Genomic DNA, 22236 nt, shown 5'->3' with positions numbered 1-22236 from the left:
AGCCTTAACGAAAGCGTGCATCCTGTGCGCTTTCGGAAATGCCTTTCCATAAGCCGTTGACCGCGCCAGCCCCAAGACGCTTGGCAAAACGCTCGGCGATATTGTCCTTGACCGAATAATCGAGGACTTTTTCCGCCTTGATGACATCGCGCGCCACGGAATCGACGCTACCAAACTGATCGGCCAGACCCAGCTGGATACTCTGTGCGCCGGTCCACATCAAACCGGAGAACATATCCGGAGACTCCTTGAGACGCTTGCCGCGCCCGGTCTTGACGACATCGATGAACTGCGCGTGAATATCGTTAAGCAAGGACTGAGCATGTTGCTTGTGCTTCTCAACCTGCGGCGAGAATGGATCAAGGAACCCCTTGTTCTCACCGGCAGTCAGCAAACGACGCTCGACACCAAATTTATCCATCACGCCATTAAAGCCGAAACCATCCATCAGCACACCGATCGAGCCGACGATGCTTGCTTTGTTGACGTAGATCGAATCTGCCGCGACAGCCACGTAATAGCCACCCGAGGCACACATATCCTCGATCACCGCGTAGATCGGCTTATCCGGATACTTGGCCCGCAAACGACGAATTTCGTCGTTGATCATCCCGGCCTGCACCGGGCTTCCGCCGGGGCTGTTGATGCGAAGAATGACGCCGGCCACATTCTTTTCTTCGTAGGCGGCATGCAAGGCGGCAATCAGGTTTTCGGCCGTAGCCTCGCCTTTTGATTCGATGACGCCCGACAGATTGATCAGTGCGGTATGGCGCTCCTCGTGCTGAGCGCCGGATCCCCAATCAACAACTGCAAAAAGCACAACCAGCAAATAGGCAAAGCCCAGAGCTTTAAAAAAAATCCCCCAGCGACGCTTGGCTTTTTGCTCATCGAGCGCAGCAAAGGCGAGTTTTTCGAGCGTCTGACGCTCCCATGTGGGGGTATTGCCGGGGAGTTGGGAATTATCCATTTATCGTTTCTTGATCCAAAAAAACCTGCCCGTTAATTTCGCAGACCACCAAGGGTTTCAAACCCCTACCCTGACAGCGTCCACCCAGGCAGCGCCCGGTTTCAGGAGCATAAAGCGCGCCATGTATCGAGCAGATCAAGTATAGCTTGGAATCATCAAAGAACTCACCGGGCTGCCAATCCAGCTGCGCCGGAACGTGCGCACATTCATTGAAATAAGCAAAGACGCCTCCCCGGTAGCGAATCACGAAGGCCGGCACGGTTCGGCCGTAACGCTCGACAGAAAAGCGAACGCCTTTGCCCGACTCGATCACCGCCGAGCCATCGCAGATCAGCCGTAAGTTTTCAGCCACTGATCGAGTTCCCGAACATCGTGCAAACAAGCTTTGGGTTGGCACTCCTGCAAATGCACCAGCGGATGGGCGCCATAAGTCACAGCCAGGCCGTCGACGCCTGCATTTTTTGCCATTAGCAGATCATGCGAGGTATCACCGATCATCACGGTCGACTCGCTCGCAACGCCAAATTCGGCCATCAACTCCTCAAGCATTTGCGGATGCGGTTTCGAGTGACACTCATCGGCGCAGCGCGACGCCTGGAACAATGCTCCCAAGCCCGAATGCTCGAAGGCACGATTCAGTCCGAGGCGACTTTTACCTGTCGCAACCGCCAGCACGTGTCCCGCGACCTGCAGGCGAGCAAGCATTTCGCAAACGCCGGGAAATAGCACCAGTTGATGATCGGCGGAAAGATAATGGAAGCGATAGCGCTCAACCATTTCGTGAATCCGCTCAGGCGGCAGGCTTGGCACGGCGTGCCGCATGGCATCCGCCAGCCCGAGGCCGATCACATGCCGCGCCTGCGCATCGCTTGGCTCTTCCAGGCCAAGGTCGCGACACGAGGCCTGAATCGCATTGACGATAGCCCCTGCGGAATCAAGCAATGTGCCATCCCAGTCAAAAACAACAAGTTGGTATTTCATGAATTCGAATTCTGCCGAGAAAGAATCTGCTCGTAATTGTCCGCCGTGAATTCCCTCACGTTTTGCGCGTCGACCGCAGCAATATAGCTGCGAATGCCATCCGGCATGGGCGCAAACGATTCGAGCGGATCACCGGTTAACGGATGCTTGAATGCCATGCGCCAAGCGTGAAGCGCCATGCGTTTCAATCCATCGCGCTTGAGCACTTTGTTGAGTGAAAAATCACCATACTTCTCGTCGCCGAGAATGGGAAATCCCAGATGCGACAAATGGACGCGAATCTGGTGTGTCCGGCCAGTCTTCAACTGAGCCTCAATCAAGCTCACGCCCGGCCAGCGAGCCAGCAGGCGGAAAACCGTGTGCGACGCCTTGCCGTCATCGCGCACCATGACGCGACGCTCACCGCCTTCGGTCAGATATTTGTACAAAGGCAGCTTGACGTGCTGGGTGTTGTTCATCCAGCGCCCCTTGACCAATACCAAGTAGCGCTTGTCGGCACCGGCACCGTGCTCGCGGAACATGTCATGCAGCGCCGTCAGCGCCAACCTCTTCTTGCCGACCAGAAGAATGCCCGATGTTTCACGATCGAGACGGTGCGCCAATTCAAGAAACTTGGCTTGCGGACGTTGGCGGCGAAGCGCCTCGATCACACCAAAGCTGACACCGCTGCCGCCATGAACAGCAATTCCCTCCGGCTTGTCGATAATCAGCATTGCGTCATCTTCGTAGATGATCGGCAAATCGGTACGCTGTTTGGCGGCTTCGTCGACTTCATTCTGTGGACGCTCGGCAATCCGCATGGGCGGAATACGGAGATTGTCGCCGGTACACAGGCGATAAGTTGCATCAACCCGGCGGCTATTCACCCGCACTTCGCCGCTGCGCAAAATGCGATAAAGGTGGCTCTTCGGCACCCCTTTGCAGCGTCGTATCAAAAAGTTGTCAAGGCGCTGGCCCTGCTCTTCTTCACTGATTACCACATAGGCAACCGAATTGTTCCCAGCACCATTCATTTTCTAATATACTGCCTACGTTTTGCGTCTCGGTTTGCAAGAGATCCTGAACCGTCAGACCGTTTGCCTCGCGCTACAAGCGCGACCGCCATGCGGCAGGCTCCGAAGTCTCACTTGCGCCACTTGCACAAGCCAGACCAACGCAAAACGACTGGTTAAGTTCACTCACCAAAAGTAGTGATGTTAATGGATTAGCCCGCCTTAAGCACGCACGGATTGCCCGTTGCAGGAATTATCAGGTTGCGAATTTCAATAAAAAACACGCAGCCATTTGTTGATCAGCACTTTCTTCGTCGCCTTTTGCCATTTACTTTATGACGCAATCCGCTAACTGAAACTGTCGCTGCCTGAACGGGCGCTTCCTTGTCGTGACCCCAAGCGCGCTGGAGCCCCAATAAATGAAACGCATGCTTTTCAATGCGACACAGGCTGAAGAACTCCGTGTCGCCATTGTCGATGGTCAGAAACTGATTGATCTCGACATTGAGTCAGCCGCCAAAGAGCAACGCAAGAGCAATATCTACAAAGGGGTCATCACCCGTATCGAGCCATCTCTCGAAGCCTGCTTCGTGGACTATGGTGCAGACCGGCATGGTTTCCTTCCTTTCAAGGAAATTTCCCGCTCTTATTTCCAGCCCGGCGTCGACGTAGGTCGCGCCAAGATCAACGAGGCCCTGAAAGAAGGCCAGGAATTGATCGTTCAGGTCGACAAGGACGAACGTGGCAACAAGGGCGCCGCCCTGACCACCTATGTTTCCCTGGCTGGCCGCTATCTGGTCCTGATGCCGAACAATCCGCGTGGTGGCGGTGTTTCCCGCCGCGTAGACGGTGACGAGCGCGCTGAACTGCGTGAAACCATGGATCAGCTCGCCGTACCGCAAGGCATGAGCCTGATCGCCCGCACCGCAGCCATTGGCCGCCAGGCTGAAGAACTGCAGTGGGACTTGAACTACCTGCTGCAGCTGTGGACCGCCATCGAAGGCGCCGCCAAACAGCAAAATGGCGCCTTTCTGATCTACCTCGAAGGTAGCCTGGTCATCCGCGCCATTCGCGACTATTTCCATTCCGAAATCGGCGAAATCCTGATCGATACCGACGATGTTTACGAGCAGGCTCGTGCCTTCATGGGTACCGTCATGCCGGGCAACGTCAATCGCGTCAAACGCTATCGCGACGATGTCCCTCTCTTTTCGCGTTTCCAGATCGAACATCAGATCGAAACCGCCTTCGTGCGCCAGGTCAACCTGCCGTCCGGCGGCGCCATCGTCATTGACCATACCGAAGCACTGGTCGCTGTCGACGTGAACTCCGGTCGTGCCACCAAGGGCGCCGACATTGAAGAAACCGCCTTCAAGACCAATCTGGAAGCCGCTGAAGAACTGGCCCGCCAGCTTCGCCTGCGCGACCTGGGCGGCCTGATCGTGATCGACTTCATCGACATGGAAAACCAGAAGAACCAGCGTGAAGTCGAAAATCGCCTACGCGATGCGCTGCGTTTCGACCGCGCCCGCGTCCAGATGGGCAAAATCAGCCGCTTTGGCCTGATGGAGCTGTCACGCCAGCGTCTGCGTCCGGCCCTGGCTGAAACCAGCTACATTTCCTGCCCGCGCTGTACCGGCACCGGTCACATCCGTTCTACCGAATCTGCCGCACTGCACATCCTGCGCATCCTCGAAGAGGAAGCCATGAAGGAAAACACGGCAGCAGTCAATGTTCAGGTTCCGGTCGATGTTGCCACCTTCCTGCTCAACGAAAAGCGCCCGGATATCCAGGCCATCGAATTGCGCCACAAGGTAACGATCCTGCTGATTCCGAACATCAATCTGGAAACACCGGCACATACCATTGTCCGTCTGCGCCATGATGACCTGAACAATGATGATGCGCGCGCACCGTCCTACCGGATGGTTGATGCACCTGTCGAAGAAGTCACCAAACTTGGCAGCAGCAAGGACGATACCGCCAAGCCGCGCCAGGAAGCAGTCATCAAGGGCATCGCACCGGAACAGCCGGCACCGAACCTCCCGGAAAAGACACAGGAACAAGCTGCTCCGGTCAACAAGTCGGAGCCGGGTCTTTTGGCCCGCATTGCATCCTGGTTCCGTAGCGAACCCAAAGCCGAAGAGCCTGCACCGGCACCGCAACCCGCCCAGAAAAAGGGGCGTGACGGACGCAGCGAAGGTCGTCGCGAAAGAGGCGAAGGTCGTGACGGCCGCCGCGGCGGTCGCAACAACCGTCGTGACGAAGAACGTGGCGAACGTCAGGAACGTGGCAATCGCAACGAGCGCAATTCGGCCGAGAAATCACCGCGTGAAGATAGCGCACCGACCGCCAATACCGAACCGCGCCAGGAGCGTCGTCCGCGTGGCGAGCGCAAGGAACGCAAGGAGCGTGTACAAGTCGAGTCAGCCGAAATCAGCAAGCTGAACGCCGACGTTGCTGCACTCGAGGTTTCCGCACCCGTTGCAACTGCCGCTCCGGAGTCATCCGGCGGTGAAGAGCAAGGCAGCCGCCGTCGCGGTCGCCGTGGTGGCCGCGGACGTGGCGAACGCCGCAACGAAGCCGAAGGTACCCAGTCTCAGCCGGAAGCTCTGGATGCAACCTCCCCTGAATTTGCCCCCGCAATCAATCAGGAACCGGTTGTTGTCATCATTCCTGCAGCAGAACCAGCACCGCAACCCGTAGAGGCAGCCCCTGCCGTCGTTATCGCCGTCGAACCGGCAGTTGAAGCCGCTCCGGCGCCGGTATTCGAACCGGTAGTTGAAATCGCTCCGGTGATCCAAGCTGCTGCTCCGGTTGAGATCACAGCACCGGTCGAAGCTGTAGCTCCAGTTGAAGTACCGGCGCAGGTTGCTACGGTCGACGTGCCTGTCGAGCCTGAAATCACGCCAGCCGCACCTGTTTCGACGCCGGCACCGCAGCCTGTTGATCTTGAGAAGACGTTGAATGACAGTGGTCTGGTCATGGTTCAAACAACATCGGCCGCCGTCGTTGCCCAACCGGAAGCTCCAGTCAAGCTGGGACGCCCGCGCAAGCCGAAGGCTGTTGTTGAGCAGGCTGAAGAAGCACTGGTCATGGTTGAAACCGGCAAGTAAGCGGTCCATGCATGAAACAAAAAGGGGCACCAGCTGGTGCCCCTTTTTTATTACTCAACTCTGAAAAATCAGCGGCGCCCCAACGTTGCCTTGATTTCCTCAACCAGCCCTTTTGAAGCATCCTCGACCATATCGAGCACTAAATCAAAACCATGGCCCAAGCCATAATAAGGATCAGGCACCTCTTCATCGTCGAAATTCTTTGAGTAGTCCATGAACAGCTTGATCCTGCCTTGCTGCTCAGGGGTCGCCAATCGCATCAGGTTATCCAGATTGCTTTTGTCCATCGCCAAAATCAGATCGAAATAATCCAGATCCTGCCGTGCCACTTTTCGGGCGCGCAACTGCGATAGGTTATAGCCGCGAACCATGGCCGCACGCTGGGTTCTTGAGTCTGGCGCCTCTCCTACGTGGTAACCATGCGTTCCTGCAGAATCAACCTCAACCTTGTCGCCCAGATTATTGGTCCGTATGAAACTTCTCAACACCCCTTCAGCAGTTGGTGAGCGACAGATATTGCCCATGCAGACCAGTAGAACGCGAAAAGTCATGTCTACTCCATAAAATCATATAGTTATTATCAGTAAAGTCCGGTTAATTTCGGTAAATCCTCTGCTAGGTATACACTGACTGCTACACAACAAATCTGCCGTCAGATGAAACTAACCGAAACTGCACTGCGGGCCTTGAAGGCTCCCGAAAAGCACGAACTTCTAAGCGATGATGCTACACAGGGCCTCTACCTCAAACTCTACACCAGCGGACGGAAATCGTGGTTATTCCGAACGAGAAAAGGTGGTGCATGGCGCGTAGTCACTTTGGGTCAATGGCCGACGATGGCGCTTGCACAGGCAAGGCAAAAAGCCCTCGAAATGTCCGGTAACGATATACCGGAGGCGATGACATTTGGTGCATTGCTCGATAGGTGGTACGACCTGCGAATTGAGCCGCGTTACAAAGTCACAGCGAATATTCAAACCTACGTTGCCAAGGGCAAGCAGTGGCTTGGACACACGCAGTTAGTCCGCCTCACCACTTCGGCCATGGTATCCAAGCTGCAGGAATATGCCGAATCCGCTCCCGTATCGGCCAATCGATGCCTGAGCAACTGGAAACTTGCACTCGACTACGCTTGTGAAATTGGCGCCCTGGACAACAACCCGCTAGCTCGGACGACAAGCCGGGTAGTTGGTGGCGAAGAGAAGACGCGGGATCGGACGCTATCCGACAGCGAAATCCGGACAGTTTGGAATTCCGGCGAAACGATAATGCGGTTTTTGCTGCTGACCGGACTACGGATAAGCGAGGCCCAAAAAGGAACGCAAGAGCAGGACAAGTGGCACCTCGATAGCACCAAAAACGGCGATCCGCATTGGGTGCACCTAACCCCCCTTGCAAGCAGCCAGATAGAACCCTGGACCACATCGCCGACAAGTATTCAGTCAAAGCTAAAACGTTGGTGCGAGCGCGAGAAGGTACAACCATTTACCCCCCACGACTTGCGCCGTACCTTTGCGACCAGACTCGCCGGGATTGGTATTGCGCCGCACGTTATCGAGAAGTGCCTAAATCATCGGATGCAAGGCGTAATGGCTGTCTACAACCGGCACGACTACGCCGCCGAACGCATCGCGGCCGCCGAACAGTGGTCAACCGAGCTTGAGCGCATCCTGGCCGGGAGTGGGAGCTAATTGCATGCACAGGCCGAAAATATTTAACTATATCTACCGACATTAACTGCAATTTATTTGCTAAAGTTCTCGCACTGCATTATTCAACGCCACCGGGCAACGCGCCCTCCCGACCCGGTTCTCGAATGTAGGTAGGTGGAGACGCTCGCAACAGCGAGCGCTGTTCAAAAAGCCCGCACCCCTGCCGGACGGCGGTATGTTGAACAGTTAAACCCCCCGGAAACGGTGTGGCGGTGGTGGCGAAGAGGACCGGCAGACATTTTAATGTGTCTGCCATTGCGCCCAACGTATTAGCCACTTGGCAGACAATTATCAGGAATATCGATAATGTCTGACGCACTACACCACCCCCTACCTTCAGCCGTCGATTTGATGGCGAAACCCGCCCTCTCTTGGTCTGAATTTTGGCTCGGGATTCTTGGCATCCCGGAAGCCACTGGGGAAGAACTCGTCCGCGAGAAGGACGGTCCCAAATTCTTTTTACTTGGCCGCCGTCGATATATCCGCAAGGCTGACGCACTCGCCTGGATCGACCAAATGGCCGCCCGCGCCGCCTATGTGCCACGTCGCTACAATCGTCGGGGTGTCCAATGAACGCGGGCGAAAAAAGGCTTCGACCTCGCAGTTTGCCGGCAAGCGAGGCCGAAGAAATTGAAATCCAACGGAATGATGCAACGGTACCAGCTACCGCCGCCGCTTCCTATTCAGGACAATCTCACCCCACCCCCTACGGCGCCCTTCCCGGTGAATGGGAAAAGCTCGGCGCGCTTGGATTGATAGACGACCTACTCCCGGTCGTGTCAGACCCGACCGCCGTACCGGCACCGGAAAGCACCATTAAGCAGCCCGGCAAGCTGCCCAGCACTTACCGGCGCGACGGCCATATGGTCGGCTTCGCCAAGTGGACCGAACACCACACCACGCCCCGCGATGTTGCCAAATGGTCCAAGGATGACCGGCTAGGGATTTGCCTAAATACCAGGCTCGTCCGTGCGATCGACGTTGACGTTGAGGATTTGGACGAGGCCATTGATATTGAAATCGATATAGCCAAGTTTTTAGGCGTGGCGTTACCTATCCGCCGCCGGTCGAATTCATCTAAGTTTTTGGTCCTGTTCAAGATGCCGGGTGATTTCACCAAGCGCCGCTTCAAAACGGCCGGCGGGGTTATTGAATTCTTAGCAGGGAGGCAGCAGGCGGTTGTTTGCGGCACCCATCCGTCAGGCGTGCGGTATGAATTCGACGGCGGTTTGCCCGACCATATCCCGCAATTGTCTGACCAGCAATTCGAGGACTTGTGGGCATTGTTGAATGCGAAATTCGGGACCGAGGCGAGCGTAGAAGCTCGCAAAGGTATCGCGCCGGTTAAGCCTCGCAGCATGGACGACGTGAACGACCCGTTAGTCGACTACCTAGAGGCCCGCGGCCTTGTGTTGGACTATCACCGCTCGGGGCGCCTGGACATTACCTGCCCTTTCGCCGACGACCATACGACCGACACCGGCGATACCGCTACCAGCTACTACCCTGCCGGGGTCGGCGGATTTGACAGAGGCCACTACAAATGCCTTCACGCGCACTGCATGAACAGAACGGACGGCGAATTCAAGGACGCAATCGGCTGGTCTATCGAAGGCTTTGAGGAACTGCCTGAACCGACACCGGAAGAAGCGGACGAGCAGGCCGAAATCATGCGGCGCAATAATCTGCAAGCCGAACGCATGGCACAGAAGGCAATCGACAAGGCCAAGTTCACCGAAGGGCGCGACGCATTGGAGAACGCCCGCCGCGAACACCAAAGGAGGGAAAACGAACAAATCGGCGAGGGCGAACACAAGATCCCGACCGCCGAAGTTATCTCGCTTGAAACCGCCCTGCACCGCTACGTTTTTCTGTCTGACGGTTCGCGGGTAGCGGATATTTTCAACCCGCATTACGACATGGCTCTAAGCGATTGGAAATCAACCTATGCGGCATCAAAGGAAATCTTCCCCCAGCCTGACAAGGTACTAGCCGGCGGGCGAAAGGAAAAAGTAGCCGACAAGGAAATCCCGGTTGCCCGCTTGTGGGTGGAATCACCCCGCCGGCAAACAGCCGTTTGCAGAACGTTCAAGGCAGGCGGCCCGCTTATCCTGCTCGACCCCGAAGGCAGGCCCGCCGTTAATTCGTGGCGGCCCTACAGCCGCTCTATTGCGGTTCCCGACCCGGTGGCGGCCGGGGTCAATTTGTTTATCGACCACATCCGGTTTTTGTTCGGCCTGGATGCTGACCGCTTTCTCGATTGGCTCGCCCACATTGAACAATCCCCCGGCATCCTGCCGCACACCGCTTGGCTGCATATCGCTAAGAATTTTGGCATGGGTCGCAACTGGCTTGCGTCCGTACTCGCTCGGGTGTGGGCTGGTTCAGTGGCGCCAAACCTCGATCTGGTCGAAATGTTCGACAAGGGGTTTAATGGCCGCCTTTCCCGCAAGGTAATAGCGATTGTCGACGAGATACGAGAAGGCGGACGCGATACCCAATGGGCGCACGCCGAGAAGCTGAAAAGCATTATTACCGAAGAATCACGGCTGATTAACCCGAAGTACGGCCGGCAATCTGTCGAATACAACGCATGTCGCTGGCTCATGTTCAGCCAGCATTTGAGCGCGATTCCGATGGAAAAAGGCGACCGGCGCATTGAGGTTGTTGTCACCGAGGGACAGCCGAAAACGCCCGCCTATTACAGCACGCTCTATGCGGCCCTCAACAATCCTTTGTTTATTGCGGCCGTAGCCAAATTTCTAGGCGAACGCGACATATCGACGTTCAACCCCGGCGCCCATGCAACGAACAACGAGGCGAAGCAGCAAGCGACGAAGGCGAGCCAAACCCCGATGGCCGCGCAATGTGAGGCGCTGGTCAAGTATTGGCCTAGCGACCTGATTACGGCGGCTGACCTCTACTCGGTATTGGAACAGCGGCACGCGGTGGACGACACAAAGCGCTGCCTCACGTCGGCGCACCGCAAGACCCTGGAACAGTACGGCATCGTCGCACTCGGCAAACCGATAAAGGTTGATGCTAACCCCGTTCGGCTTTCCATTGTCCGCAATAAAGCGAAGTGGCAAGGCGCTGATAACGATTTGCTACGCGAAGAGTTGAGGAAGGCAGAAAGCGAGAACGACGCACTCGACGTTCTAGAGACGCGGATTGCCGAACAGGAAGAGGACGCCCACCGCTGACTTGGTGCGGTTACGCTGGTTACGCTGGTTACGCTGGTTACGCTGGTTACGCTGGTTACGCTGACTCTAGACGAGAGCAAAACGATAAACCGTTAAAAGTCATGCTTGGAGTTCTCCCCCATAGCGTAACCAGCGTTACCAGCGTTACCGGACAGCGGGGGCGCGACCCTCGAACACTGCACCGGCGAGCCAGCGATCAACAAACCAAACCCTTGAAAAACACCGGAGGCTCCTGTAGCCGCAAAAGTACGTGCGGGACCATAGACGCTCGATGAATCCAAGAAATTTGCGGCCCCCTAGCCACCACACCTTATAAACCATATTGCATATTTGAAAGCGAAAAATGAACAACTCAACGACCTTTAGTGAACTGCCGGCCATGTCTATCCGCGGCTTGTCTCAATTGCTGGACATTGACCGGGACACGGTGCGCAGCACAATCGAACGTGCCGGCATTCAACCGTCAAGCAGACGAGGCGGATATCCCGCCTACGCCCTACGCGACGCCCTGCGCGCTATGTTCTCCCGGCGAGGCGCCGACCTCGACCCGGCGACCCTCTCCCCCGCTGACCGGAAGAACCTGGCAGACGCCAAGCTGAAAGAGCAGCAACTACATATCCGTACCGGCGAGTACATGCTGCGCGACGCCTACAAGAACGCGACGGCCACCGCATACGCGACATGCGCACAGGCGATTTTGAGCCTTCCCGACAACCTAGAACGCAAATGCGGCCTGTCGTCAGATCAAGTCGAAACGGTAGAAAACATCGTGACAAACATACTCGACACGCTCTATTCAGACATGAAACGGGCGCACGAAACCGCGACAGAATAACCACATTGCATTACGCCATTTCCCTATCAGACCACGGTCAAATAGGGAAATGGCGCTAGGTATCGGGGTGAGAATATTGCGAATAAATTAGGGGCATCCATTCAAAACAAGGAGCCCTAGAAATGAGCAATATCGATAAATTCCGCAAGAGTGACTGGCAAATCACTGCAGAGGCAAAAATGCTCCGCCTCGAATCCGTCGTCAGCACCTTCACAGCCGCCGCCGAAGTGATTTATCAAACCGAGGTATTCGGCCCCTCGATGGCACTGCAGAAACTACAGGATCGGCGTAAGGAGTTAGCCGCCACCCCCATCCCCCGCGGCAGCGTATCCGAGAAAGTCTACCCGGATGTATTCAACGCCCAGATCGAAACCATGATCTCCGGCCTTGATGCTGTGATTGAAGCCCACTCCGCGCAAATAGCCGAAGCAAAAACCCGCCAGAACGAGGCACTCGAGAAGGCAAAAGACGCCAGGGCACTGAAAGAGCGCGCCTTGTTTGCCTATCAACGCGCCACCGGAAATATCCGCTACGGCAATTTCAATTAACCCCAGGGAAACGACCATGAAAAATCTTCAAAAAATCCGCGCCAAAGTTTCCGAACTGACGGCTGAGATCAAACGCGTTAACGCTACCCGCCCGCCTCTCGACGAACTCGAAGCCGAACTTCGGCAGCACCTCGAAATCATGGCGCGCCCTATGTCGGCATTGATCGAAAACTCTGTCGACTCGCTGACCTCCGGGAGCTTTACCTACCTTACCCCCGAAACACCGGCCGGAAAGACTGATTTCGCTATCGGCCTGGCCCTCGCCGCGCTGGGCGTGGACCACATCGTCGGGGTAGCCGTTGCCCAGGTTTCCCAGATGGAAGGCGCACCGGAACGCATGCCCGTGAGTGAGAAGGAAGCCAAGCTCGCCGACCTCAAGCGCGAGCGTTATTCGATCGAACTCGAAGAGCAGACCGTTATCGGTACCGAGCCGCAACGGGCCGACGTTTCGGGGGCGGCATACATCGGCGTGCCGTTGGATATCGCTATCGAGTGCGAGCTGGTTTGAGGTGGCAGCGATGGCAATTAAAACCAACTTCAAGACCGCCAGCCGCATTTGTGACGTAATCGGCCTGCCCGGCACCATGGCTATGTGCGGCTTTTTCGGCAAGGCCGGGCAGCGTGTCTATATCCCGACCACGGCGAAACCGGAGCACCTGCTTAAAAAACTGGTCGGGGAACACGATTTCAACCGGCTGGTGGACGCCTTTGGTGGCGAATATCTGGAAGTCCCGGAAGTGGACCTGTCCGCACTCCGGCGCGCTGGAATTATCTATCGCCTGAGTAACCGCGGGGTGCCGGTGCATGATATCGCGCACTTGGTTGGTGCTGCGCCGCGCAGCGTTAAGGCGATCCGCGCAGAACTCCGCCTTGAAGGTTTCACAGACCTGGCGGACACACTGCAGGTCGAGGAAATCACTGAAAGCGAAGGGGGCCACCATGACTAAGGCAACCGACCTGCAGGAAACCATTTCCCGCACCCTCGCCAGCCCCAAGGTTATGAAGGCCGCCGACCGTGTAACCGAACACATGCGCGACCAGCAAGACCCGAGAACGCTAAAAGCGGCCGTCCAATGTTCGGACCTGCAAATTCAGGAATTCCCGAAGGTCAAGTTATGCGCGGCTTGGCGGAAAACTTTGAACGCCATTAAGGCGAGCAACGGCGGTCGCAATGAGTGATACGAGCCTGCAAAACATCCTCAAGGGTGATTTGGTTAGCGAAACCATCTGCTATCACGGCGAAGCCGACCCAGGCGCCGAAGATCACGAACCCGTTTGGCGTATCAAGCGAATCGAGTTTTTGCTGGCCGGGGGCGTCACTGAAAAGTTCGCCAACGGGGATTCCAATTTCGTCCATGCATGGGCGGACAGAAACTCGCTTACCTACAGCTAGCCGGCAGCTAGGGCGCGAAAACCAACGGATTAGCAGCAATGAACAACGATCTAACCACCTTCAAAAAGCGAGCACGGGAAGAGCAACAAAAAATCATCAGCCTTTCCCGCCGCTTCGCTGCAATGGCGGCCCGTGAATTCCCAGGCGAGATATCCGAATTCGACCTGCGAGAAGCGGTTTGCCGTTGCTTGTGCACTGAGCTTTTCGACACCCGGACGCTGTGGATTGAGGTCTATCGGAACCTCTACACGGAAGAAGAAATCCTGAACCTAAATTGAGGTACCAAAAATGGCTGGCAATAATTCCAGGACCGTAACATTAACCCTTAACGCGCAGACGCAAGGTGCTGAAAGCGTTAATGCCCTGGCGGCAGAAATTCGCAAATTAGGCACAACAGCCGGCGGCACTTCCCCCGAATTCGAGCAGATGGCCCGAAGGCTTGAGGAAGCGACCACCGCGGAAGGTCAGCAGGCCAAAACAGCACGGGACGCGGCTATCGGCCTGCAGGCGGCCAAACAAAGCGCCCTGGAGGCCCGCGCCGCGGTTTCCAGCTACACGGCAGCTATCGGCGGCACCAAAGCCGCAACGGCAGAGCAGACGGCCCAGCTTGCCAAACTCAACCAGGCGGTGCGAGACACTAAGGCCGGATACGATTCGGCCCGCGCAGCAGTCGCAGCAACCGCGCCGGAATTCTCCCGGCTGAAAGCAGCCACAGCAGACGCCGTAGCCGAGGCCGAACGCCTGAAAGCGGCCATGGTTAAAACCGCCGATTCGGCCCAGGAAGCGGGAAAGAAAACCGAGGGCGCATTCTCCGGCATGGCGCGATCTATCCGCGGCTTGGTGGCACCCCTGGCCGCAGCTTTCGGCGTGGATCAATTTCTCAAGGCCAACACGGGCGCCGAATCCCTCCGGCGTACCCTGGAATTGATGACCGGCAGCGCCACGGCCGCCGCCAAGGAAATCGAATACCTCAAGAGCGCATCTAACCGGCTGGGGATCGATGTACAGGAAGCCGGCCGGGCATATATCGGCCTGACCGCCGCCGCCAAAGGCACGACCATGGAAGGCGCCCAAACACGGGCGATTTTTGAGGCCGTAGCCGGTGCAATGTCGAAACTCGGGAAGTCGTCAGCCGAAACAGAGGGCGCACTGCAGGCCGTTTCACAGATGATGTCTAAGGGCGTCGTCAGCATGGAAGAAATGCGGCAACAATTGGGCGAGCGACTGCCCGGCGCCATGCAAGCAACGGCGGACGCGGTAGGCGTGACAGTGGACGAGCTTGTGCAGATGATCGGCACCGGCCAGGTACTCGCCAGCGACCTGCTCCCGAAAATGACCGAGGGTTTGCAAAAGCTGTACGGCACCGACACCCAGGTGGACGGCCTTACGTCGTCATGGGCAAGGCTGAAAAACGCAATCACCGAAACCATGGAATTTCTCGGTGATTCGGGCGTCGTTACCTTCCTAGTGGCGGCATTAACTCAACTTGGCTTTGCAGTGCGCGGCCTTACGGGCGCCTTCGATCTTCTCGGCAAAATAATCGGTATCACGTTCGGCGCCATTGCATCGTTTGATTGGAAACACCCGATTGACTCGGTCAATCGCTGGAAGGAAGCAGTAAGCCAAGCAGGCGACGATATCCAAAAGAAGCTGGACGCAGCACGCGGCGCCGCCGACAAAACGGCAGTAGCTCAAGCCAAACTTGCGGACAGTGGGCAGCAGGCCAGCAAGAGCGCAGATAGCCAGGCGGTTTCATGGCTCGCCGTGGTCAATGCATATAGCAAAGTGACCACGGCGGCCGAACAGTCGACAAAGCTGGCAGAGAAAAACGCAGCAGCCAAGGAAGCGGAAGGCAAAGCCGCCCTGGACTTGGCGCAGGCGTTCGGCACTGAAACCGAGAAGCGCGAAACCGCGCTTAACGTTGCGAAGGCCAACACCGCCGCATTGCAGGCCGTAGCCGCCGCCCGCCGTATCGAATCCGAAACGGCAGCAAGTAACGTTGCCGCCTTGTCCGAAGCTGCCAAAGCCGAAGAAAAGGTAAGCGAGGCCAAGCTGAAAGCCATACAGGCCGCCCAGGACAGTGCGACCGCGAAGCAATCCGAAGCCGACCAGGCAGCGGCCGCCGCCCTCGCCTCTCAACAGCACGCCGCACAACTGGCAACCGAAGCCGCGGCGATTACTGATAACTCCGGCCGCGTGACCGAACTCAAAACAGCTTATGAGGCAACCGCCGCGACCCTTGAGAACGTCAAGCTATCGCGGGAAATGGGTATCGCCACCCTGGCCGACGAACAGGCCGCCGCAATCGCAGCCGGCGAAGCCGCATACCTCTACCGGGACGCACTGAACGACCAAACCAAGGCGGTAGAGCAAAACGCGACGGCCAAGCAGTCGCAATTCAAGGTCGACCAGGCGGGCATTAGCCTGGCTATCCAGCAGCAGCAAACCATTTATCAAGTAGCCCGAGCGCGTGGCGACGAGTACGCGGCCAGCGCCGCACTGCTCGAAATCAAGCGCCTCGAAATCAAACTTGCCGAATTGACGGCCCAGGCCAAGCGCGCCGAAGCCGAGGCGGCCATGCTGACCGTTGCCGCCAAGCGTGCCGAACTACAAGCCTCCGGCCAACTCACGGCGGCCAAGGAAGCTGAACTCAAGGCCCAGGAAGCCGCCGCCAAGGTCAAGAAAGTGGAAGCGGATATCTCCGCCGAACTGGCGAAGCGCGCCCGCGATCTGGCCGCCGTAACCAACACCGCGGCTGGCGCCTCTCGCAATGCTGTGGGGAGCCACGAAGTCCTCATAGCATCGCTGCAGGGTGTAGCCGAAGCGGCAGGCCAGGCCGTTGCCGCAATGAGCGATTTGGACAAGTACGAGGCCAACAAATATTCCGACCCGAAAAGCTCCGGCAGCTTCCTTGACGGCGGCCACCAGGCGGACAAGAGCGTGGATGTAGCCGCCCTTATGTACAAGAAAGGCGCCACGATTGAGGAAGTCAGGGCCGCACAGAAGTATTACGGCGAACTGTATCAGCGCAATTCGGCCACCATGCTTACCGGCAATCTCGGGAACGCCTCCAACGCGACGGCCATGACGAACATGGCGAGCAACCAGGCTATCGAGCAGGCGCTTGAACTGGCGCGCTCTGAACTGCAGACCGGCAAGGCGGTGGACCTTGGCACATCGGTTAGCGATCTGCAGGCCCAGGCGCTCGCAAAAATCGGATATCACTCGGGCGTGGATGGCGTCCAAGTACAGACCGCGGCAATCAAAAACGCGGGCAATGAGGCGAAGGCCCAGCCGGTGCACATCACCATCGGCGGCAAGACTCAGGCGGTGAACATGGCAACAACCAGGGACGCCGCTGCGCTTACGGGCATTCTCCGGCAGCTTGAAGCTGATTCCGGGAGGGCGTACTAACCATGGAAAAGGCCAAATTCACCGCGGCGCACATCCTGTTTTTGGTTGATGGGATGCTGCACACCATCGAACGCGACCGAAAAACCTTCACGACCGGAGACACGCCGGAAAAAATAATTATCGAGGGAATTTACCGTTCGCTAAATCAGATTCGACTAAACCACACAGCGCACAGCGTCACCCTCCCCGATTTATCGCTGATTTCGGATTACATCGCCGAAGGGCTGAAAACCGCATATCCAGAGGGTACGGCGGAAGGCACGCCCGAATTATTGACCCTATTTAAGCTGCAGGGTTTAGCCAACTCCGGGAAAAGCCAAACTATTTAGTTTTTACTAAAAGAGTTTAGATAAGAATAAATACCGGGTATTTCTACCAAGTCATATGAAAAATTATTATTTGGCGGATATATCCGGCGCCCCTTAATCTCCGCTCCGAACCAAAACACGGGAGGAAAACAAATGATTATCGGAAACACCCAGAAAATAACCGAAGCCCGCACCACCCTGGCCGCGGCAATCGAACAGGACGCCGCAATTCATGGTGCAAACTGCAGACTGCGCTACTCGACCATACCGGCACTAGAGGATGCACTGCGCACCGCTGAAATCGGCGCCATCGCCGACCGCATTTACCAGACCCAGGGGGCGCACCATGGATAACGTAATCGTCCGCGCCAAGGTCGATGAAGGGTTAAGCCTGCTCTCTAAGGATGGCCGCCCGCTAACCCTGGCCGTGCTAGATGCTTCGGGGCGCATTCTGGCATCCGGCCCAACCGTCAATGCCGCCGTGTTTGCGTCGTCCGTGGATGCCTATGACAACTTTTGGCAGGGTAACGGACACCTGACCGCGGTAGAAATTATCTGAAAATAAAACGATGGGATCATGGAAAAGCCCAATAAAAAAGCTCCTCTATTCGGGAGCCTTTTTAGATTTCAAAACAAATCAGCTTTTTTTAAACACTCGTGCTTGAAGTTTATTTAGATAAGCGCTTGTTTCTTGCAATTTCTGAGCGGAAAAAATAGCTTCACCCATTCCCGGAAAAGGTGCAGAGGCGACAACTGATCCGTTCGAGATGCCACGAACCAACTCAGCGACTTCAGGAATGCTGCGAACCTCGCTAAGCGGGCGCTGATTGGAGTAAGTAGTCTCTATCTTTTCCATTACATTTCCTTTTAGCAGGGCTTGAAGCAAGCCTTCAATCGTCCCTGTCTCTGAATTGTGCGTCCTGCTGCGAAGGCAAGTAGTGATAGTCTTGCCTCCTGTACGTGAATCATTATCCATTGCAGCTTGAATTGCAAGCATGGGGTCTAGATAAGCCATCCAGCACTGGTGCGCTGAGCTTGAGCCACTCCCGGCAAACAAGGCATCAATATCATCTCCGCACTGTTTTGACCCCGAACCAACAATCAACGGGGGAAACTCATCCGGAAAGTGAAGACCTTCCACAAGTCCGTTGGACAAATCCACAGTAAAGAACGTGAATCTAGCCCGTTCGGGGATATCTGGGTGTGGCACACCTTTGGGGGCATCTAGCACCAACCACGTTTTAAATTGATCTACTAGGTCCGCATCGCCGGTGAAAGCGAATGCAACCCCCATTTCATCGGACACGCATATTTTGTCAAAATATGCATCATCAGTGAAAAGCATGTAATTTCCGCAAGAGGAAATCGCCGACCACCTAGAATCAGACGCAAGACATGCCTGATCCTTGTCATATACATTGGTAGTCATCGAAACACTGCTCCTCCTTGCAAAAGGCCGCGCATGATATCGGATTACATTGTCCTATGTCCATTCATTCCGTCATACTTTTACACTGCCTTAAACAACCCGCACCACTTGCAATCCATCCCAGGACGTTGCGCCCCCAGGCGATAGATTGCCACAACAGGCGACTAGTACGTCCTGGGGAAGCTCTTAGGGGTATGCGTGGAGCCACTAAGTCCGCCAACAAACCCAAAGACCATGAAGCCAACGAAGATCAAAATGATAACGGCCGGAATGGTCGCTATAGCCCACTTGACCATGAACCAGACCATCGACCAAAACTTCATGTCGATATCCACGATACGAACAGACGCGGGGGCAACAACGCTAGCCGGACTTGATGGGCGGTAAACGTCGGTATCCGCAACCATGCGAGGGGCATCCTCGGTACGCCAAGCCTCCGGCATTTCGGGCTCTTTACGCGTCGCGTCCTCAACCTTTGCGTAAACGATGCCGCACTTAGGGCATTCGTACTCCGGCGCATTATCCCCCGCGGTGCGCACATAACCGCATCGCTTGCATTCTTTTCCCATCATTCCAACTCCCTATGAATTGGCTGCATTTTCGCCGGCCTAAAATCCAATTGGAATACTGACAAAAGTAATAGCCGCACTCCGCTATAATTTGTCCCCTTACGGAGTGAATGCAATGACCGAACAAGTAGTTGTCCCGCTGACGGGTATCGAGGAAATCGACCAACAACACACCCAATTGGTTAAATGCCTGGATGATCTACAGGACTACATCGGCAGTTCTTACGGCTTCGCCGCGGGGTTTACTGCACTCAACACACTAATGGATTACACGCGCTTCCATTTCGCCTTTGAGGAACAGCTACTCGGGCAGTGGAACTACCCCCACCTAGACAACCACATTGCAGAACACAAGGCGATTGCTGACGATGTGGCGGCCCTTTGGGACGGGATAGAGGCAGGCCAGGAAATAGACGAAAAAATGGTCCAGACAATCCGGGGGTGGATTCTGGACCACATCAAGGCCGAAGATTTGCAGTACGCCAATTTCTTAGCAGACAGCGCCCTGCCGTAACTATCCTGGCTGGCAACTAGACGGTGGATATGTAGCAAACGGCAAAATCGATACCCAAACCGCTACACAAAACACCGGAAAGCATTGCGTTTACTGGACTTTTTCTTTGCTGCCCATGCAAACGAGCAGAACGCGAAAAGTCATTTTGTCTCATCCTCCGTCAGGGTCGTGCGGTACTACGCCGAATATCCGCTCCCTGAGCCGGAACAAATCGTCGCGGGCCGCCGCCGCTTTTTCGAATTCAAGGTTCTTGGCACACTCGAGCATCAATTTTTCGAGGCGCTTGATCTCCCTGGCTACCGTTTTCTCATCCATTGCCTCGTAGGCAGCCTGTTGCTGCGCAGCCTTGAGCTCGGTCTGGGCTGACTCGGCATCGTACACGCCGTCGATGATGTCCTTGATCTTCTTGGATACACCGCGTGGCGTAATGCCATGTTCCGCATTGAACCGGACCTGCTTTTCGCGCCGCCGTTCCGTCTCGGCAATCGCTCGCTGCATGGATTTGGTAATCGTATCAGCATAGAGGATGGCTGTGCCATTGATATGGCGTGCCGCACGACCGATTGTCTGAATCAATGAACGCTCTGAACGCAGGAAGCCTTCCTTGTCGGCATCGAGAATGGCAACCAGTGACACTTCAGGAATGTCCAGCCCTTCACGCAGAAGATTGATCCCTACCAGAACGTCAAATTCACCAAGGCGCAAATCACGGATGATTTCGACACGCTCAACGGTGTCGATGTCCGAATGCAGATAGCGCACCCGAATTGCGTTATCCGCCAGAAAGTCGGTCAGATCCTCGGACATCCGCTTGGTCAGCGTCGTGACCAGTACGCGCTCCCCGGCATCGACCCGCAGCTTGATCTCAGACAACAGATCGTCGACCTGCGTCGAGGCAGGTCGAACCATGATGTTCGGGTCGATCAGCCCGGTCGGTCGGACCAGTTGCTCAACCACTTGCCCGGCATGAACATTTTCGTATTCGGAAGGCGTTGCCGAGACAAAAACTGTCTGGCGTAGATGCGCCTCGAATTCGTTGAACTGCAACGGCCGGTTATCAAGCGCCGACGGCAGGCGGAAGCCGTAATCGACCAGATTTTCCTTGCGTGACCGATCGCCCTTGTACATGCCGCCCACCTGGCCGATGCTGACATGCGACTCGTCGATGAACATCAGCGCATCGGCAGGCAAGTAATCGATCAGCGTCGGCGGCGCCTCCCCGGCCTTGCGCCCGGAGAAATGACGGGAGTAGTTTTCGATCCCCTTGCAAAAACCGATCTGATCGAGCAATTCCAGATCGAAACGGGTACGTTGCTCGATACGCTGCGCCTCAACCAGCTTGTTGTTGTGGGTGAAATAATCAATGCGTTGGCTCAACTCGCTCTTGATCGCCTCGATGGCGCGCACCACCGTATCGCGCGGTGTCACATAGTGCGAGGCTGGAAAAACCGTGAAGCGGAGCGCCTTGTGGAGCAGATGACCGGTCAGCGGATCGAAAAACTGCAGACCTTCAATTTCATCATCGAACAAGGAAATACGAATGGCGTGCTCGGCGTGCTCGGCCGGGAAGACATCGATGATGTCGCCACGCACCCTGAAGGTGCCGCGGTGAAAATCGACATCGTTGCGCTCGTACTGCATCTCGGTCAGTCGCTTGACGATGGCGCGCTGATCGAGTCGATCACCGACACGCACGGTCAGGATCATGTTGTGGTATTCATCGCGATCGCCGATGCCGTAAATGCAGGAGACGGTCGCAACGATCACCACGTCACGCCGTTCGATCAGGCTTTTCGTCGCCGAAAGGCGCATCTGCTCGATATGGTCGTTGATCGAACTGTCTTTTTCGATGAACAGATCGCGCGACGGTACATAGGCTTCCGGCTGATAGTAGTCGTAGTAGGAAACAAAATACTCGACGGCATTTTCAGGGAAGAACTCCTTGAACTCCGAATACAACTGTGCCGCCAGCGTCTTGTTGGGGGCCAGGACAAGCGCCGGCCGCCCGGTTCTGGCGATGACGTTGGCCATCGTGTAAGTCTTGCCCGAGCCGGTCACGCCAAGCAAGGTCTGGAAAGAAAGTCCGTCATCGATTCCCTCGACCAGTAGGCGAATCGCTTCGGGTTGATCACCGGCCGGAGGAAAGGGTTGGTGTAGTCGATATGGGCTGCCTTCGTGGCAGACGACCGGTGTGCTGGCTGTGGTTTCTATCATGCTAAAATTGTACGGTTTTTCTCGTGCAGCAAGGTTGCTGC

Annotated in this window: 24 protein-coding genes; 16 read left to right on the top strand and 8 right to left on the bottom strand. The window is 56.1% G+C overall.

Annotation, left to right across the window (positions count from 1 at the left end; all coding sequences use genetic code 11):
* Nucleotides 1-4 precede the first annotated feature (4 nt).
* From GBK02_RS10115 to GBK02_RS10100, 4 genes are read right to left on the bottom strand one after another with little or no spacing between them, the layout of a single operon-like run.
* Complete coding sequence (locus tag GBK02_RS10115) at nt 5-967, bottom strand: S49 family peptidase (RefSeq protein WP_203466555.1); 963 nt, start codon at nt 965-967, stop codon at nt 5-7.
* Nucleotides 960-1319, bottom strand: a complete 360-nt coding sequence (locus GBK02_RS10110; protein WP_203466554.1) for a Rieske 2Fe-2S domain-containing protein — start codon at nt 1317-1319, stop codon at nt 960-962. The genes GBK02_RS10115 and GBK02_RS10110 overlap by 8 nt, the downstream gene beginning before the upstream one ends.
* Complete coding sequence (locus GBK02_RS10105; protein WP_203466553.1) at nt 1298-1948, bottom strand: HAD family hydrolase; 651 nt, start codon at nt 1946-1948, stop codon at nt 1298-1300. The genes GBK02_RS10110 and GBK02_RS10105 overlap by 22 nt, the downstream gene beginning before the upstream one ends.
* Nucleotides 1945-2961, bottom strand: coding sequence for an RluA family pseudouridine synthase (locus GBK02_RS10100; RefSeq protein WP_203466552.1), 1017 nt, complete (start codon nt 2959-2961; stop codon nt 1945-1947). Before GBK02_RS10100 ends, GBK02_RS10105 begins: the two co-directional genes overlap by 4 nt.
* Nucleotides 2962-3359: 398 nt before the next feature.
* Here GBK02_RS10100 and GBK02_RS10095 point away from each other — a divergent pair, with 398 nt between their 5' ends.
* Nucleotides 3360-6056 (top strand): Rne/Rng family ribonuclease, encoded by a 2697-nt coding sequence (locus tag GBK02_RS10095; RefSeq protein ID WP_203466551.1) that lies wholly within the window; start codon nt 3360-3362, stop codon nt 6054-6056.
* A 68-nt stretch (nt 6057-6124) separates the two neighbouring features.
* Here GBK02_RS10095 and GBK02_RS10090 read toward each other — a convergent pair whose 3' ends face one another.
* Nucleotides 6125-6607, bottom strand: a complete 483-nt coding sequence (locus GBK02_RS10090; RefSeq protein ID WP_203466550.1) for a low molecular weight protein-tyrosine-phosphatase — start codon at nt 6605-6607, stop codon at nt 6125-6127.
* A 105-nt stretch (nt 6608-6712) separates the two neighbouring features.
* Between GBK02_RS10090 and GBK02_RS10085 the strand changes: the two genes are divergently transcribed.
* The 14 genes from GBK02_RS10085 (at nt 6713) to GBK02_RS10020 (ending at nt 18028) form a co-directional block, all read left to right on the top strand.
* Nucleotides 6713-7747, top strand: coding sequence for an integrase family protein (locus GBK02_RS10085; RefSeq protein ID WP_203466549.1), 1035 nt, complete (start codon nt 6713-6715; stop codon nt 7745-7747).
* A 327-nt stretch (nt 7748-8074) separates the two neighbouring features.
* Nucleotides 8075-8341 (top strand): hypothetical protein, encoded by a 267-nt coding sequence (locus tag GBK02_RS10080; protein ID WP_203466548.1) that lies wholly within the window; start codon nt 8075-8077, stop codon nt 8339-8341.
* Nucleotides 8338-10971, top strand: a complete 2634-nt coding sequence (locus GBK02_RS10075; RefSeq protein ID WP_203466547.1) for a DUF5906 domain-containing protein — start codon at nt 8338-8340, stop codon at nt 10969-10971. The genes GBK02_RS10080 and GBK02_RS10075 overlap by 4 nt, the downstream gene beginning before the upstream one ends.
* A 343-nt stretch (nt 10972-11314) precedes the next feature.
* Nucleotides 11315-11806, top strand: coding sequence for a DUF1441 family protein (locus tag GBK02_RS10070; protein WP_203466546.1), 492 nt, complete (start codon nt 11315-11317; stop codon nt 11804-11806).
* 122 nt (nt 11807-11928) lie between these two features.
* Entirely contained in the window at nt 11929-12354 is a 426-nt protein-coding gene (locus tag GBK02_RS10065; RefSeq protein WP_203466545.1) for a hypothetical protein, read from the top strand.
* 16 nt (nt 12355-12370) lie between these two features.
* Nucleotides 12371-12862 carry a hypothetical protein gene (locus GBK02_RS10060; RefSeq protein WP_203466544.1) on the top strand — a complete coding sequence of 164 codons (492 nt, stop codon included), beginning with the start codon at nt 12371-12373 and terminating at the stop codon, nt 12860-12862.
* A 10-nt stretch (nt 12863-12872) separates the two neighbouring features.
* Entirely contained in the window at nt 12873-13301 is a 429-nt protein-coding gene (locus GBK02_RS10055; RefSeq protein WP_203466543.1) for a hypothetical protein, read from the top strand.
* Entirely contained in the window at nt 13294-13533 is a 240-nt protein-coding gene (locus GBK02_RS10050) for a hypothetical protein (RefSeq protein WP_203466542.1), read from the top strand. Before GBK02_RS10055 ends, GBK02_RS10050 begins: the two co-directional genes overlap by 8 nt.
* Nucleotides 13526-13747 (top strand): hypothetical protein, encoded by a 222-nt coding sequence (locus GBK02_RS10045; RefSeq protein WP_203466541.1) that lies wholly within the window; start codon nt 13526-13528, stop codon nt 13745-13747. Before GBK02_RS10050 ends, GBK02_RS10045 begins: the two co-directional genes overlap by 8 nt.
* A gap of 38 nt (nt 13748-13785) precedes the next feature.
* The gene (locus GBK02_RS10040; RefSeq protein ID WP_203466540.1) at nt 13786-14025 is read left to right on the top strand and encodes a hypothetical protein; all 240 of its coding nucleotides are present in this window, start codon (nt 13786-13788) and stop codon (nt 14023-14025) included.
* A 10-nt stretch (nt 14026-14035) separates the two neighbouring features.
* The gene (locus GBK02_RS10035; protein WP_203466539.1) at nt 14036-17161 is read left to right on the top strand and encodes a tape measure protein; all 3126 of its coding nucleotides are present in this window, start codon (nt 14036-14038) and stop codon (nt 17159-17161) included.
* Nucleotides 17162-17163: 2 nt separating this feature from the next.
* On the top strand, nt 17164-17490 hold the full coding sequence (locus tag GBK02_RS10030; RefSeq protein ID WP_203466538.1) for a hypothetical protein: 327 nt from the start codon (nt 17164-17166) through the stop codon (nt 17488-17490).
* A gap of 132 nt (nt 17491-17622) precedes the next feature.
* Nucleotides 17623-17823: a hypothetical protein gene (locus GBK02_RS10025; RefSeq protein ID WP_203466537.1), complete on the top strand. Its 201-nt coding sequence runs from the start codon at nt 17623-17625 to the stop codon at nt 17821-17823.
* The gene (locus tag GBK02_RS10020) at nt 17816-18028 is read left to right on the top strand and encodes a hypothetical protein (protein ID WP_203466536.1); all 213 of its coding nucleotides are present in this window, start codon (nt 17816-17818) and stop codon (nt 18026-18028) included. The genes GBK02_RS10025 and GBK02_RS10020 overlap by 8 nt, the downstream gene beginning before the upstream one ends.
* Nucleotides 18029-18106: 78 nt before the next feature.
* Here GBK02_RS10020 and GBK02_RS10015 read toward each other — a convergent pair whose 3' ends face one another.
* Together GBK02_RS10015 and GBK02_RS10010 are read right to left on the bottom strand one after the other, a co-directional pair.
* Nucleotides 18107-18814, bottom strand: coding sequence for a hypothetical protein (locus GBK02_RS10015; protein ID WP_203466535.1), 708 nt, complete (start codon nt 18812-18814; stop codon nt 18107-18109).
* A gap of 248 nt (nt 18815-19062) precedes the next feature.
* Nucleotides 19063-19470: a hypothetical protein gene (locus GBK02_RS10010; RefSeq protein ID WP_203466534.1), complete on the bottom strand. Its 408-nt coding sequence runs from the start codon at nt 19468-19470 to the stop codon at nt 19063-19065.
* 112 nt (nt 19471-19582) lie between these two features.
* Between GBK02_RS10010 and GBK02_RS10005 the strand changes: the two genes are divergently transcribed.
* Nucleotides 19583-19981, top strand: coding sequence for a bacteriohemerythrin (locus GBK02_RS10005; protein ID WP_203466533.1), 399 nt, complete (start codon nt 19583-19585; stop codon nt 19979-19981).
* Nucleotides 19982-20131: 150 nt separating this feature from the next.
* On the opposite strand, the gene uvrB is transcribed toward GBK02_RS10005, so the two are convergent.
* Nucleotides 20132-22195 carry an excinuclease ABC subunit UvrB gene (uvrB, locus tag GBK02_RS10000; protein WP_203466532.1) on the bottom strand — a complete coding sequence of 688 codons (2064 nt, stop codon included), beginning with the start codon at nt 22193-22195 and terminating at the stop codon, nt 20132-20134.
* Nucleotides 22196-22236 lie beyond the last annotated feature (41 nt).

It is taken from the genome of Dechloromonas sp. TW-R-39-2 (assembly GCF_016864195.1).
GTDB lineage: Bacteria > Pseudomonadota > Gammaproteobacteria > Burkholderiales > Rhodocyclaceae > Azonexus.
Note: the sequence above shows the minus strand (reverse complement) of the source record. Positions and strands in the feature narration are given on the sequence as shown.